Origin of the sequence: Bradyrhizobium canariense (assembly GCF_900105125.1) — a bacterium.
GTDB lineage: Bacteria > Pseudomonadota > Alphaproteobacteria > Rhizobiales > Xanthobacteraceae > Bradyrhizobium > Bradyrhizobium canariense_A.
Window position 1 is genome coordinate 5860569 of record NZ_LT629750.1, and the last position, 15264, is coordinate 5875832.

Below are 15264 nucleotides of genomic sequence, written 5' to 3' on the forward strand. Positions count from 1 at the left end.
CCGCTTGAATCGGTGTTCAGTAGCTTTAATCTAGTCTGGGCGACGCCTGCGGTAGCCCCCTTGGCGCATCGCCGCTCGCAGTTGTCCCGAAGGGCAAGAGGTTGGACCTTGAGCGGGCGCGTCCAGAACAAATAAGATTATATAATAATTTCAATCACATAAGAGTTCGTAGTTTTATTCCGAATGACGCGCCATTTCAAATCCAGAAGCGCAAAGGTCACCTCTGCCGCACTCGCGCTGCGGCCACCTGCAAGGGACCGGCGATCAGTTGCCCCACTGGTGGCGGCCCACAGGCCGCTTGACGGCGAACCGATGCGGATCAGGCTTTGCCGCACGCGCCGTTGGTCTGATGCAGGTTGGCGACGTCGGCGCGGCCCTGGTTTTCCGTCACCTGGATGAGCGTTATCTGGCCGGGCGTCATGATTCCCAGCTGTGGGTCGGCTGAGAGATAGGCGGTGCTGCCGGCACGCAGATCGACGCTAATCTTCTCGCTCCCGTGTCCGAACAGATTGGTGCTCAACGGCATGTTGGAGACGGCAACCTCATGGGGACCTGGAGGCAGATCGCACACCACGAACCCAGCGGGTTGGCTGCCCGCGATCACCCGTCCGTCGACGACATAGTTTGGCTGGACCGCAAATCCGAAGGTGGAAGCACGGTAGATCACCAGCCGCGTGGCACCTGGTCTGACGCTGTCTGTCAGAGTCATGTTTCCAGTAGGACCCGATGCGCACCCTGCGAGACACGCAGCCGCAACGAAGATTCCCAGATGGCCGCGCATCGTCGCCCCCAATATTCCCAAATTGCCCGGGCGTTATCAACGTCAGGTCGTGCGCGGAGTCAACCTCGACCGGAATTGCCTGGGGAAAGCATGAACTGAAGTGAGGTTACGGCGACCGCGCACTGACACAATTTTTGCGACGCTGGTCGCACGTCGGCCGTAGGCAGGGCTGGAGAGTTAGCCGTACGCGCTGCTGTCGAATCCGGTGACTGCGCCACTGCGATTTCGAATCTGGGTCGTGGTGCAGTCATTGACTGCGGGAACGCTTCACCGCGTCAAGATTGATCTGCCCGCGCGCTCGTTTTTCGCTCTGCGGCACAAGGATCGCTATGCAAGTCAGGCGGAAAGAGCGTTGTTCCAGCGTTCTCCGCAACCTGCTCTAAGCCGCCCGGCTATGCCCCTCGTCGCCGAACAGATGGACCTTGTTGCGGCCGGCAGCCTTCGCATCATAGAGCGCGATGTCGGCTTCCGCGAACAATTCGGTGATCCGCCGGCGATGCGGGCGGCCGACGAGAGCAGCTCCGATCGAGGCACCGACCTCGAAGCGAAGACCGTTCCAGAAAAGCGGTTGGCTCAACATCACGACGGTCTGCTGCAGCACATGTGCGATTCGGGCAGGGTTTGTCGGAGCGCGCAGGATGATCGCGAATTCGTCGCCGCCGAGCCGGACGACTAGGCCGGCATTGTCGAAGGCCCGCCGCAGACGCCGCGCGACCTCGCACAGGCATGCGTCTCCCGCCGGATGGCCGAACGTATCGTTGAGGTCCTTGAAACGATCTAGGTCGATCAGGACGAGTGCAGACGCGAAGCCATGATTCAGGCTGTCGCCGACGACCTCGCGATAACGGGCCTGGAAAACGGAGCGATTGGCGAGCCCGGTGAGTGGATCGGTTTCAGCCTGCCGTCGCAGGCTCTCCATTGCTTGTCGGTCGGAGGTGATGTCCTGTTTGGAGCCGAAGATCCGCACCGGCCGTCCGCCCTCTCCCACCGTGTTGATCGAGAGGCGCATCCAGCGCCTTTCGCCGCGCCAAGTTCTGATCTCGGTATCGAGCGTTACCGCGCGGCCGCTCCGGATCACCTCTGCACGAGCGAGTTCCATGTTGCGCCGCGACTCGTCGACATAGAGATCGACGATGCTCGCGCGCCGCAGCGGGTTGCCCATCGGATAGCCGAAGAGGTCATAGACGCCCGGAGTCCAGGTCAGGCGCTCCGTCTCGAGCTCACATTCCCATGCGCCGATGCGAGCGAGATCCAAGGCCTGATCGTATAGGCGTACGCGAACCTCGGCCCGCAGAGGCGCGCCAGCAGGGTCTGCTTCATCTCTCATCGATGATCCAGCGGCATTTCGGGACTTTGCCTTTGTCTCTAAGGACTAGGGCGGCCGCGTTAACGAATTCTGTACTTCCTCCAGCAGCCAGCAGGTAGGCCGCAGATATCGAGGACGGGCGCCTTCCTCGACCGGCGCTTGAGCCGCCGCGCCGCCCCACTCGTCCGTGTAGTCCGCAAGGTTCGTTCGCGCGGCTCTGGATCTAGAACATGCTCTGTTTTCATGGAAACGGAGCAGATTGCGTTATGCCGATTGCAACCGTAAGGCCCTACTTTACCGGCTACTGTCTCCCTCAGGGTCTGTGCTGCGAATTCATGCTTCCAATGCAGCTCGCCATCCTGCCCTCGAGCCTCCGAAAAAATATTACCGGCGGCGAATTGGTGCTGGCCGATCGAGGAATGCGGTTCTTTATTGGAATTTTAAGGACCTTGTATATTTATATTTAATTGTGCCGTTCACGATCGTGAAACGGTTCAGTCACCGATTCCACATCACGCTCGCTAACACTTTGTCGTCTTTCCCCGCGGGCCAATAACCCTGATTCGCTGTTTGCGAGGATGTTTGCCAGCCGATCGATGCATACCGATAATTACGATGCATGCCGATAGTCACAATTCCGAGGAGACATCGGAATTTCTTCTGGCGGCGCTTGAGCAGGCGATCGATGCTGTTGTCATCATCGACGGCGACAACAATATCACCCACTTCAATGCGGCCGCGGAGCGGCTGTGGGGATATCCTCGCCACGAAGTGCTCCGCCGCAATGTCAGCTGTCTCGTGCCGGTGCACATCCAGGCGCATCATAACGGATACATCGAGGCGAACCGCGCGACCGGCATCGATCGCATCGTCGGGACAAGCCGTGAAGTCAAGATCACTCGCAAGGACGGCAGCGAGATTTGGGGCGCGCTATCGATGTCGCGCGTCGCGATCGACGACGAAATCATCTACATGGGGTTCGTTCGCGACGTCAGCGTAGAGGTGCGGCAGCGGGAAGCGCTCGCGCTGCATGCATTGGTCGCCTCCAGAACCACGCGCATGGTCCTCGTGACCGACCGTGAACGGCGGATCGCGTATGCCAACGACGCGTTCTTCCGGATGTTCGGTTACTCCGCATCGGAGTCGATAGGACAGTTGCCAAGCGAGCTGCTCGCCGGCCGATACACCGATCAGGCGACGCTGGAGCGGCTGCGCCGCCAGATCGAGCTTGGCAATGATGTGGAAGAGGAGATCCTGGCCTACACGAAGAGCGGCAACGAGGTCTGGATATCGGCCGCGATCAGCGCAGTCAGCGATGGGCAGGGCGAGCTCAAAAACCTCGTGATGCTGCTCACCGATATTACCGAGGGCAAACTGTTGCAGTCGCTGCAGCGCCACGTGCTCGAGGCGCTCGCCCTTGAGACGCCGATCCGCGACGTCTTCGACATGCTCTGTCGCAGGGTGGAGATCATCGCGCCCGACGTCGTGTCGTCGGTGCTGCAGGTCGATGCGGACGGCTTGATCCATCCTCTTGCCGGCCCGAATCTTCCCGCCGGCTATTGCCAGGCGCTCGACGGCATTGCGATCGGTCCGGACGTCGGCTCCTGCGGAGCAGCCGCGGCCCTCGGGTTCCCCGTTCTGGCGCAGGACATCGCCACCGATCCGCGGTGGCAGCTCTACAAGGATGTACCGCTCGCAGCCGGCCTGCAGGCCTGCTGGTCTTCGCCGATCAAGGCGAAGGACGGTCGCGTGATTGGAACCTTCGCGTTCTATTTCAGGGAGCCGCGTGCGCCCAATCGCTGGCATCAGAAGATCGTCGACGCCTGCGTTCATCTGGGCGCGCTGGCTATCGAGCGGGAGGAATCCCGCAGCCAGATTGCGCGCCTTGCCTACCACGACATGCTGACCGGATTACCCAACCGCGCGCATCTGCGCCAGCTGACCGAGCAGGCGATCCAGGATTGTCCGGTCGACGAGCACATCGCTTTGATCTTCATCGATCTGGATCATTTCAAGGATGTGAACGACACCCTCGGACATTCGGTCGGCGACGAATTGCTGGTCGGCGTCAGCCAGCGTCTGCTGGGCCAGACCCGGCCGGGGGACGTGCTCAGCCGATTGGGCGGCGACGAATTCATCCTGATGCTGTCGAACTGTGACGCCGAGGGCGCCACGACGATCGCGCGTCGTATCACTGACGTGCTGGCGATCCCGATGCGTCTCGGCGGCCGCACGGTGCCGGTCTCGGCCAGCATGGGGATCAGCGTCTATCCGGACAATGCGACGGATATCGACTCGCTGATGAAGCATGCCGACGCCGCGATGTACAAGGCCAAGCAGGCCGGCCGGTCCACCCACCGCGTGTTCAGCATCGATATGAACGTGGCGGCCGAGCAGCGGCTGGTTCACGTCACGGCGCTGCGCAGCGCCGTCGCGCAAGGCCATCTGAAGCTGCACTACCAGCCCCAGATCAGAACCGACGGAGGCGCCCTGTACGGCGTCGAGGCGCTGGCTCGCTGGCACGATCCGGTGCTGGGCGAGGTTCTGCCGTCGAAGTTTATTCCGCTTGCGGAAGAATGCGGGCTGATCGAACAGATCGGCGTCTGGTCGATGCGCGAGGCATGCCGGCAGATCGCGCTCTGGCGCAATGCGGGGCTGGACGTGCCCTGCGTGTCGGTGAATCTGTCGCCGCTCAACTTCCACAACGCGAATCTCGCGGCGGTGGTGGCCGGCGTGATCCGAGAGAATTGCCTGCCGCCCGAGACGCTGATGCTCGAGATCACCGAGGGGGTGATCCTGGACGAGAATTCGGCCGCTGTCCGGACCATGGATGCGATCCGGAAACTCGGCGTCGGACTGTCGCTGGACGATTTCGGCACGGGATATTCGAGCCTGAGCCGGCTTGCGCAATTGCCGATTCGCGAGCTCAAGATCGACCGCAGCTTCATGAATAACATCGAGGTCGACGCCGGCGCGCGGGCGATCACCACCGCAGTGGTCCGCGTCGGCCAGAGCCTGAAGATGAGCGTGGTGGCCGAAGGTGTCGAAACCGAAGGCCAGCGCTCGCTGCTGGCGGAGCTCGGATGCGACGTCGTCCAGGGATTCCTGTACGCCCCGGCCTTGGCGCCCGCGGATTTCGAGCGATGGCTGATCCAGCATTGCGCCGCGCAAGCGTACACCCTGCTGAGGGAGGTCGGCCGGGCCCTGTCAGCGGCCCAGCTGCCAGAAAAGACGCTCGCGCGCGTCTCCGCCGGCAAGCCTAGCCAGTAGCGCCGTCCGGTCCTGTATTGTCGCGGGGATGGGCTCGGAAGGCTGACGTTACGTTTCTCCGACATAAGCTGTCACGGGCTCGCTCGGCCCTACCGGTCGCCTGTGACGCGCCAGATCACATCGCCGACATCGTCTGCCATCAGGAGGGAGCCGTCGGGGCCGAGCGCTACCCCGACCGGTCGCCCGTAGGACTCCTTCTCGTCCGGTGCGAGGAACCCGGTCAGAATATCCCGCGGCGGCCCGGACGGGCGCCCGTTCTCGAACGGCACGAAGATGAGCTTGTAGCCGCTCAGCGTGCTGCGGTTCCAGGAGCCGTGCTGCCCGATCGCCATGCCGTCCGGAAAGCCGGGAAGCGTGCCGGCCGGCATCCAGCATAGACCCAGCGACGCGGTGTGCCCGCCCAGCGCGTAATCCGGCGTAATGGCCTTTGCGACCATGGCCGGATCCTGCGGCACCCGGTCGTCGACCGTCTGCCCCCAGTAACAATAGGGCCAGCCGTAGAAGCCGCCGTCGCGGACCGAGGTCAGATAGTCGGGAGGTGTCTCATCGCCCAGGCCGTCGCGCTCGTTGACCACGGTCCAGAGCACGCCGGTCGATGGCTCCCATGCCAGGCCCACCGGATTGCGCAAACCGCCGGCAAAGATGCGGCTCGAGCCTTCAGCCAGATCGAGTTCGTAGATCGCGGCGCGGCCTTGCTCGACGGCCATGCCGTCGTCGGCGATATTGCTGAGCGAGCCGACCCCGGCATAAAGCTTTTTGCCATCGGGGCTCGGCAGCAGGCTCCGCGTCCAATGCCCGCCGGGCTTGAAGCTAACGAGTTTCCGCCCTGGCGCGGTGATGCGGTCCGCGCCCGGCGCATATGGGAAGGCCACGACGCCGTCGGTGTTGCCGACATAGAACGTGTCGCCCAGCAGCGCCATGCCGAACGGCTGGTTCAGTCCCTCCATGAAAGCTTGGCGCTTTTCGGCGATGCCGTCGCCATCGGTGTCGCGCAACAACGTGATGCGGTTCGCGCTGACGCCAAGAGCGGCGGCGCGCCTCATCGTCGCCTGCATCGCGTAACTGAACACGCTCCTGGTCGGCCCCTGGACCTGGTTCGACTCGGCCACGAGGACGTCGCCATTGGGCAGCACGTGGATCCAGCGCGGATGTTTCAGGCCGGTCGCAAACGCATTGACCTTGAGCCCCCGCGCCGCCACCGGCATCTGCCCGTCGGGCCAGCCCCTGGCCGTCGGCATCTTGAGCGTCGGGATGCTGCCCTGCGGCTTTGCCACTGGGACCACCGGAGCGCTGCCCCAGGCTGGCTCGGGCGCTGCGCCCTGCAGCCGACGCCACAGCAGCGCGGCAGCGCCGATGATCGCGACGATTCGCGCAAAAATGCCGGACAAACTCATGTAATCCCCCTGTTCATCGCGCGCACCCTATCCGACGCCAGGCCGCGTTAAAACCTCATCGCCGACATACGAGCTCACCAGCAGCTCCCATGGCGCCGGCAACGCAGCTGCCGGCAGTTATCCTGCCTTGGCGGCAGCAGCAGAGGAGATTGCCGTGGCGCTCTATTGCCAGAGCGCTTCTTCCCTAAATTCTTGCCTGCCTCGCTGGCCGGTTTGTTTTCAAACGGCTGTCACGGCGGGAATACCGTCATCCATCGATCATTTGTTGCGCTCCGCCGAGCAGCTTGACGTTGAGCGCGCCACCCGCGAACAGCATATCGTCCAATGCTTCGCTGATATCGCTGGGTTCGACGGTTGTGCCACCATCGCGGGCGATGCTTGCCTGCGCGATGCGCCGCATCAGCTCTTTGATGAACGCGGCGCTGACGCCCTTCGTCCGCTGCGCTGCCTCGTCCACGACAGCGTCGCCGAGCGGCAGACCCGTGCCATAGAGTTGGACGAGCTTCTTGCGGCCGATATCGTTCGGAAGCGGCACTTCGATCGCCTGGTCGATGCGGCCGGGGCGACTGGCCAAGGCGCTCTCAAGCTGCTCCGGCCGGTTGGTGGTGAGGATGAACAGGATATCCGCATCCTCCTTCAGCCCGTCCATCTGGTTGAGAAGCCCGTTGAGCAGCGATTCCTCGCAAGGCCCCATCTGGTTGCGATCGCGCGCGATGAGATCGACATCCTCGATCACGACCATCGCTGGCTGCAGCAGGCGGGCGAGATTCATGTACTGGGCAAGCAATGTGACCTGCGCTGCCGTAATGATCAGGGTGGTGTGGCCGGGCAGGTTGCTCGCCAGATAGCGGATGGTATGGGTCTTGCCGGTCCCGGGCGGACCGTAAAGCAGGATGCCCTTGCGGGTCGATTGCCCGAGGGCGCGCAGTTTTGCGCGGCTGCCTACAAAGCTCAACACGTTGCGGTCGAGCAGCTTCAGTGTGGCGTCAGGCAGGATCACGTCCTCGCGCTGAACCGATGGCAATTTGTGGACCGTGACGCCCTTCGAGCGTCCCCGATAATCCGAGTCAGTATCGAGCGACAGGATCTTGCCACGATAGGAACGCGCTGCGTTGACGGCGCTCTCCAACTCGGAGAAACAGCGTTGCACGAACTCAGCGCCATCGGCGCCGGCAGGGACAGCGATCTCGATGCGGGTCCCGGCTTCGTAGCCATACTCACGATGCGAGGAGAGGACGACGGCGTAGCGCAGGCCGTCGGTCTGGCAGAGCCACAAGCCATTATGCAGACATTTCACCGGCGCGCTCTCGCCGATATCCACCTTGTGATACTGCGCCGGCGCAATAGCGGGAGCATTCCGGTCGTCTCTGGTCAGTCCCGCGAGGGTCAATGTCTCGTAGCGGTGCGGCTCGTGGATGCCAAAAAACCGGATCGAGGATGCGGAGAACAGTCTGTCGACGGCGACTTGAACGTCCGCGCGCATATGCCCCGGAAATTGTCGCGAGGTCGCGGTCAGCTGATCCCGAGGAATGCCGGCGAAATGCCAGGCCAACGCTTCAAAGGCATAGTCGAATTGCTTGTTGCGGGTGAGTTCGGGCAGCTTCCGCGTGACCTCATACATACAGTCATCGCAAATAAGCATCGCCATGCCGTTCAGGGAAAGCCGGTTCGCGCTGCAAAGCGCTCCGCAGACTTTGCAATGTCCGTTTTTCGCAACCGCTTCGCTCGTGATCAGGAGCGAATGACCTGAAGCGAGGATGCGCTGTCGAGCAGCCTCCAGCAGCTCCCGGGCAACGTCTTGCGGGTAGATCCCGCAGATCGCTTTCCCCTTGGCGTCAATTGTTTCGGTAAATTTGATCGCCTCGACCACCGACTTCTTGAACACCGAATGCAGAAGCGCAGCGACGAATTCCTCCGGCGTGTCATCGTCGTTGTGGAAGATGATCTGGCAGTGGCCGGTCTCGGCGTGAACATCGTGCATCGGATGGTGCCCCGCTTGGGATTTCTGCGTGTCGCTTTGGGTCGTGAGATTGAGGCTAGAACGAAACGAGAACAAAAGCAACCCCAGCGTGTGGGGCTGGGAAGGCCGGCCACACGGCGGAGCGCTTACCGGCATCCGCTGGATATGAGTTTGCAGTTTTGTTCTGAGTGGTGCGCCATTCATCCCGTTGTTATGCGTAAACCATTCGTCCTCAGTCAGGCTCCATCCATGACCGCACCATCAGTCACTCCCTTGCAAATCCGCAGTGCACTGCTGCTGCGCGATGAAATCGCGTTGCTCGATCTGCGGCACGAGGCTGCCTTCGCCACCGGCCATCCGCTGTTCGCCGCCAACATGGCGGCCGACAGGATCGGGCTCGAAGCCGAGACCAGGCTGCCGCGCAAGGACCTGCCGATCGTTGTGTACGACGCCGGCGAAGGGCTTGTGCGCGCGGCGACGGAGCGCCTGACGGCACTGGGCTATACGGACGTTCGTCAGCTCGACGGCGGACTCCAGGCCTGGAAGGCGGCAGGCTACGAACTGTTTCAGGACGTGAATTCCTATGCCAAGGCCTTTGGCGAACTGGTTGAGTCGCGCCGGCACACGCCCTCGCTGACCGCGGACGAAGTCGCGGGGCTGATCGCGAGCAAAGCCAATATCAGGATTCTCGATGCTCGGCGGTTCGACGAATACGAGACCATGAACATCCCCGGCTCCGTCAGCGTGCCCGGTGCGGAATTGGTGCTGCGCGCGGGCCGCGCCGCGCCGGATCCCGAGACGACCATCATCGTGAACTGCGCTGGCCGCACCCGATCGATCATCGGCACCCAGTCGCTGATCAACGCCGGCGTCGCCAACAAGGTGCGGGCGCTGAGAAACGGCACCATCGGCTGGACTCTCGCAAGCCATGACCTCGAGCATGGCGCCAACCGGCGCGGCGAGATCGGCACCTTCGAGGGGGCGGAAGCCAACGCCCATGATGTCGCCTATCGCGCCGGCGTTCGGCATCTCGGCACGGAGGAATCGATAGCGCTGCAGGCACAGACCCACCGCACGCTCTATCGCTTCGACGTTCGCTCCGCAGAAGAATATGCGGCCGGCCACATCCCCGGCTTTCGCCATCATCCCGGTGGGCAGCTTGTCCAGGAGATTGACATGGCGGCGCCGGTGCGCGGCGCGCGCATCGTGCTGACGGACAACAGGGCGGTCCGTGCCGACATGACGGCGTCCTGGCTGGCGCAAATGGGCTGGGAGACCTATGTGCTCGAGGGCGGCTATGATCATGCGCTGGAAATCAAGCCACCGGTGGTTCTGCCGAAGCCCGATGCCGCGCGCCGCTACCGGCGTCCCTACGAAGGCACCGAGGCCTCAACCGGCGCGATGCAGGCCTATCTCGAGTGGGAATATGGTCTCGTCGAACAGCTTCGGCGCGACGCAACCCATGGCTTCTTTGTCATTTGACCGCTTCTTCGTCATTAGATGCTGGCAGGGGCCGAAGCGGCTGTGTCAGCCGCGCGATCGGGTTGCGGCCGGTTCTTCATTGCGCTGCATCTCGCCGGCAAGATCCTTGAAGGCTTGATCGATGTGGGCCGAAAGCAGCAGGCTCGCCCGGCCGCTGTCGCGGCGCTGGATCGCGTCAATGATCTCGCGATGCTCCCTCGGAATGCGCGCGCGCTGATCGGCGCTGCGGCCGAAGCGAATACGGAGCGGGCGAATGAGATCGTAGTGGCGGTTGAGAACGGAAATCGCTTCCTCGTTTTGCGTCACGCTGACGATATGATTGTGGAAGCGCCGATCGAGATCCTGGAATTTTCCGTCTTCGAACTTGGCGAGCGCAGCTTCCTGCTCCGCAAGAATGCCATATAGTTTTTCGATGTCGGCCGGCGTGACGCGGTAGGCCAGCTCCACTACAAAAAAAGTCTCCAGTGCTTTTCGGATCTCGTAGACCTGCCACAGAAACGTTTCGTCGATGCGGCGGACGCTTGCGCCGCGGTTGGCGGTCAGTTCGATCAGGCCTTCGCCCTGGAGTTGCTGAAGCGCCTCGCGAACCGGTACCGCACTGATGCCATAGCGCTCGGAGAGCTCCGCGATCTTGAGCCGGGAGCCCGGCGCGAGCACGCCGGTCATGATGTCGCCGCGAATGATGTCGCGCAGGCGCTCGTAGTTGGTGTGCGGCGGATCCAGCGACAGCGTCATACGTAACCGGGCCCCTCCACGCCAGCGTAGTGGCGGATCATGTCTTCATCGACTTCAACGCCGATGCCCGGCTTTTCGCCGGGCGAAATCGTGCCGTCGCCGCTCACCTGGATCGGCGGATCGATCAGCTTGTCGCGCAACGGATTGCTGAGCGAGCAGTCGGCTTCGAAATAGCCGGCGTTCTCGATCGCGCTCAGAAAATGGACCGTCGCCGCCATGTTGATTCCCATACTCGAATGGCAATGCACCGGCAATTTATATGCCGACGCCATCGCCGCGATTTTCAGCCCCTCCGTGATTCCTCCGCATTTCGACAGGTCCGGTTGCAGGATGCTGACGACCGATTCTTCGATCAGGCGGCTGAATTCGAAGCGCGTGAAATGGTTTTCGCCGGCGGCCAGCGGAGTCTTGCCGATCGCCTTGGCTTCGCGATAGTTGCGGTAATCCGTGGCAGGGAAGGGTTCCTCCAGCCATCCCACCTTGCAGGCTTCCAAGCATGGCATGACGCGCCGCGCGTCCGCCAGCGCGTAACTGGCATTGGCATCGGTCAGGATGTCGACGTCGTCGCCAAGTGCATGGCGGACGGCTTCGACGCGCAGGCAATCGTTTTTGGGGGTGTCGCCGATCCGCAGCTTGAGCGCCTTGAATCCCTGCGCAACGAAACCCGCGGCTTCGACGGCGAGAGATTCGGGGGCCTGGTAGCCGAGCGAAATCCCGCCCGCGTAACAAGGAACCCTGTTGTTGCTGCCGCCCAGAAGCTTGTAGAGCGGCCATCCCGCCGCCTTGCCACGGATGTCCCACAGCGCCATGTCGATGCCGCTCATGGCCATCGCGCAAGCTGCACCCATTCCATGGCTGCCAAGCTGGAATTTGTAGATCTTCGACCACGCGCCGTTGACGTCGGTGGCATCCATACCGCGGACAAGCTGGCGCAGGGTGGTGTTGACTAGCGCCGCGATTGCCAGATGCGCCCTGCCGTGATGCGATTCACCCCAGCCGATCAGGCCGTCGTCCGTCTGCACCTTCACCACCACGGTATCGCGCTTAACCATGCGGCCGATTCCCAGGGTGACACGCTGATCTTCGGGGACCGGAACCGTGACTGGAAACGCCGTGACTTCTGCAATCTTCATGAGCGGGACTCCCAAATGCGCGATGCCTCGGGATATATTATATATTATCTAGTGCAACAGGAATTTGCCAGCCATCACCAGATCAGCGAATTTTACCTAAAATACAGCTGAGATCGATCCTCTCGCTCATTTTCATCTGCTTGACTTCCAAATATATTATATATTATTTACCGCCATCCGAACGCTGACCAGACTGTCAGTGGCCATCGCCTGAACTGGAGTGCGCGCCATGAAGCTCAAAGGAAAATCGATTTGCATGCCGGTGGCGCATGAGTTCGAGGATCTCGAACTGCTTTATCCGTTGCTGCGGCTGTCAGAAGAGGGCGCGCGCATCGTGATCGGGACCTATCAGGCCAGCTTCAGCGCGCGGCCCTATGTCGGAAAGGACAAGCCGATCACGGGACGTCTTGGTTATCCGGTGCCGCCGATTCCGATGGTCGAGGGCCGGCGCTATGAGATGGCCAACATGCTCGACCTCAAGCCGGAGGATTTCGATGGGGTCGTGATCGCCGGGGGGTTCTCGCCCGACATTCTGCGCCGCGAACCGAAGATCGTCGATTTCGTGCGACGCAGCGACCAGGCCGGCAAGCCCATCGGCGCGATCTGTCATGCGCCGTGGCTGCCGATCTCGGCCGGGATCGTCAAGGGACGTCGGGTGACGAGTTGGATCAGCCTGAAGGACGATCTCATCAACGCCGGCGCGCTGTGGGAAGACAATGTGGTCGTGGTCGATCGCAATCTGATTACCGCGCGCTGTCCCGACGACCTGCCGGAATTCTGCGTTGCCATCATTGATGCACTGTCTGGCAAGAACACCTGACGGCGCGATCGAGCGCCGCCGAAAGCCGGAACAGGGCTGATGCAGATTAAGACCGTTCAAGCGTATTGGGCGCATATTCCGATCCCAGAAGCGCAGCAGCACGTCAGCGATTTCGGACGAATTTCATCGTTTGACGCGACGCTGGTGCGCATCGAGACGAAGTGCGGAATCGTCGGCTGGGGCGAAGCCAAGGCGCAGGTCGGCAGCATGGCGGTCAATCATGCGTTGACGGCGCTGATCAACTCGGAGCTCGGACCCGAACTGATCGGGCAGGATCCGCGCGACATCAATCGGATCTGGGACGCGTTCTATAACGGCGTGCGGGCGCATTATGCGCTGCGCGAAGGTCGTGTGTTTCCGATCCTTGGGCGGCGTGGCCTGACGATTTCGGCGATCAGCGGCATCGATATCGCGTTGTGGGACATTCTCGGGAAATCGCTCAACGTCCCGGTCTGGCAATTGCTCGGCGGGCGGCGCACGCCGTCGCTGCCGGCCTATGCTTCGGGCGGCTGGGCCGACGCGGAAGGGATTGGAGCGCAGCTCCGCGGCTATATCGAGCGCGGCGGTTTCGGCGCCGTCAAGATGCGCGTCGGAATCATCGACGGAAGCCCCGAGGCTTCGGCGCAGCGGGTCGCCGCCGCGCGCAAGGCGCTGGGGCCGAACATCGGCCTGATGTGCGATGCGCATGGAACCTTCTCGGTCGCGGAAGCCAAGCGGTTTTGCCGGCTGGTCGAGCCCTACAATCTCGCCTGGTTCGAAGAGCCGGTGACGTCGGATGACCGAGCGGGTTATGCCGCCGTTCGCGCCGCGACGGATATTCCGATCGCGGCGGGTGAAAGCGAATTCACGCGGTTTGATTTTCGTGAACTCGCCGAGCGCGCGGCAGTGGACGTGTTTCAGCCGGATCTCGCCATCTGCGGCGGCATCACCGAAGCGATGCGGATCGCCGCGATCGCAAGCGCCTACAATTTGCGTCTTGCGCCGCATTTGTGGTCGGGCGCGCCCGCCTTCGCGGCGGGGCTGCATGTGGCAGCCGCGGCGTCGGCGGGTTTCATCGTCGAATATTCGGTCGGCGCCAATCCACTGCTGCATGAATTGATCGAGGAAAGCTTCATTGCCGAAAACGGCGTGGTCGAAATTCCCAGCCGACCCGGAATCGGGATCACGGTTCGGGAAGATTATCTGGCGCGCCACACGCAGTCGTGAGGTGTGAACGCGGACTTCGATCGATCGAAGGTGGTCGCGCGCGGAAACGGGCAAGTCGAGAGCAGAGTGTCGAAAGTAACAATACGATGGCATCGGTAACGCTGAAGAATGTCTGCAAGTCCTTTGGCGCCATCAACGTCGTCGAAGATGTCTGCATCGATATCGCGGATGGCGAGTTCCTCGTGCTGCTCGGTCCTTCCGGCTGCGGAAAATCGACCACGCTGCGGATGATTGCCGGCCTGGAGGCCACGTCGTCGGGGTCCATATCGATAGGCGCGCGGGACGTCACCGATCTCGAGCCGGCCGACCGCAACATTGCGATGGTCTTTCAGAATTACGCGCTCTACCCGCACAAGACGGTGTACGAAAACCTCGCCTTCGGGCTGCGGATGCGCGGCGTCAGGAAGGCCGACATCGATAGCAGGGTACGACGAGCCGCTGGTGTTCTCGGGATCGAGCCGTTGTTGTCGCGCCGGCCGCGGCAATTATCGGGCGGACAGATGCAGCGCGCGGCGCTCGGACGGGCGCTGGTGCGCGAGCCGGAAGTATTCCTGCTCGACGAGCCGCTGTCCAATCTCGACGCCAAGATGCGCGTCCAGATGCGAGAGGAGATCGGCCGGCTCCACGGCGAGACCGGGATCAGCATGATCTATGTAACCCATGATCAGGTCGAGGCCATGACGCTCGGCGATCGGGTTTGCATCATGCGCGACGGGCACGTCCAGCAGATCGCGAAGCCGATCGATGTTTACGATCATCCGGCCAGTCGTTTCGTCGCCAGCTTTATTGGCTCGCCGGAGATGAACATCATCGAGGGTGAACTGGATAGCGACGGCACATTCCGGAACGCCGAACTGAGATTTTCGATTCCACCGGGATGCTTCCCCGAGGCCAAACCCGGCGAGCCGGTGTCCTTTGGGGTTCGGCCAGAACACCTTGCTCTGGCGGCGCCGGGCGGCCCGGCATCCGGTCGTATCACGATGATCGAACGGCTGGGTGCGCAGATGCAGGTGGCCATCGACAGCGGCGGCATCCGCCTGTCGTCGCTGATCTCGCGCAACGAAGCCTTGAAGGTTGGCGATGTAGTCGGCCTCGCGGCCGACAGCGAGCGGCTGCATTTGTTCGATGCAAAAAACGGAATCTCTTTGCGGAAGTCCTAGGCGCGATCGAAAGCTCT

The 15264-nt window shown here is 62.3% G+C and carries 11 protein-coding genes; 5 read left to right on the top strand and 6 right to left on the bottom strand.

Going from position 1 to position 15264, the window contains the following annotated elements; genetic code table 11:
• Positions 1 to 319 precede the first annotated feature (319 nt).
• Positions 320 to 709, bottom strand: a complete 390-nt coding sequence (locus BLV09_RS27760; RefSeq protein ID WP_244548833.1) for a DUF2846 domain-containing protein — start codon at positions 707 to 709, stop codon at positions 320 to 322.
• A 451-nt stretch (positions 710 to 1160) separates the two neighbouring features.
• Positions 1161 to 2108 (bottom strand): sensor domain-containing diguanylate cyclase, encoded by a 948-nt coding sequence (locus BLV09_RS27765; protein ID WP_146689676.1) that lies wholly within the window; start codon positions 2106 to 2108, stop codon positions 1161 to 1163.
• A 594-nt stretch (positions 2109 to 2702) separates the two neighbouring features.
• Between BLV09_RS27765 and BLV09_RS27770 the strand changes: the two genes are divergently transcribed.
• Positions 2703 to 5357, top strand: coding sequence for an EAL domain-containing protein (locus tag BLV09_RS27770; protein ID WP_146689677.1), 2655 nt, complete (start codon positions 2703 to 2705; stop codon positions 5355 to 5357).
• Between the two features lie 89 nt (positions 5358 to 5446).
• Here the strand turns inward: BLV09_RS27770 and BLV09_RS27775 are convergent, their stop codons facing one another.
• Together BLV09_RS27775 and BLV09_RS27780 are read right to left on the bottom strand one after the other, a co-directional pair.
• Positions 5447 to 6751, bottom strand: coding sequence for a PQQ-dependent sugar dehydrogenase (locus tag BLV09_RS27775; protein WP_146689678.1), 1305 nt, complete (start codon positions 6749 to 6751; stop codon positions 5447 to 5449).
• A 247-nt stretch (positions 6752 to 6998) separates the two neighbouring features.
• The gene (locus BLV09_RS27780) at positions 6999 to 8732 is read right to left on the bottom strand and encodes an ATP-dependent Clp protease adaptor ClpS (protein WP_146689679.1); all 1734 of its coding nucleotides are present in this window, start codon (positions 8730 to 8732) and stop codon (positions 6999 to 7001) included.
• A gap of 228 nt (positions 8733 to 8960) precedes the next feature.
• Between BLV09_RS27780 and BLV09_RS27785 the strand changes: the two genes are divergently transcribed.
• A complete protein-coding gene (locus BLV09_RS27785) occupies positions 8961 to 10193 on the top strand; it encodes a rhodanese-like domain-containing protein (RefSeq protein ID WP_146689680.1) in 1233 nt (410 codons plus the stop codon).
• A 45-nt stretch (positions 10194 to 10238) separates the two neighbouring features.
• Here the strand turns inward: BLV09_RS27785 and BLV09_RS27790 are convergent, their stop codons facing one another.
• Together BLV09_RS27790 and BLV09_RS27795 are read right to left on the bottom strand one after the other, a co-directional pair.
• The gene (locus tag BLV09_RS27790) at positions 10239 to 10928 is read right to left on the bottom strand and encodes a GntR family transcriptional regulator (protein WP_146689681.1); all 690 of its coding nucleotides are present in this window, start codon (positions 10926 to 10928) and stop codon (positions 10239 to 10241) included.
• A complete protein-coding gene (locus BLV09_RS27795; protein ID WP_146689682.1) occupies positions 10925 to 12061 on the bottom strand; it encodes a mandelate racemase/muconate lactonizing enzyme family protein in 1137 nt (378 codons plus the stop codon). Before BLV09_RS27795 ends, BLV09_RS27790 begins: the two co-directional genes overlap by 4 nt.
• 229 nt (positions 12062 to 12290) lie before the next feature.
• Between BLV09_RS27795 and BLV09_RS27800 the strand changes: the two genes are divergently transcribed.
• From BLV09_RS27800 to BLV09_RS27810, 3 genes are all read left to right on the top strand, one after another.
• Complete coding sequence (locus tag BLV09_RS27800; RefSeq protein ID WP_100385415.1) at positions 12291 to 12881, top strand: type 1 glutamine amidotransferase domain-containing protein; 591 nt, start codon at positions 12291 to 12293, stop codon at positions 12879 to 12881.
• A 39-nt stretch (positions 12882 to 12920) separates the two neighbouring features.
• Complete coding sequence (locus BLV09_RS27805; protein ID WP_100385416.1) at positions 12921 to 14087, top strand: mandelate racemase/muconate lactonizing enzyme family protein; 1167 nt, start codon at positions 12921 to 12923, stop codon at positions 14085 to 14087.
• A gap of 86 nt (positions 14088 to 14173) precedes the next feature.
• Positions 14174 to 15247, top strand: a complete 1074-nt coding sequence (locus BLV09_RS27810; RefSeq protein WP_146689683.1) for an ABC transporter ATP-binding protein — start codon at positions 14174 to 14176, stop codon at positions 15245 to 15247.
• Positions 15248 to 15264: the final 17 nt, after the last annotated feature.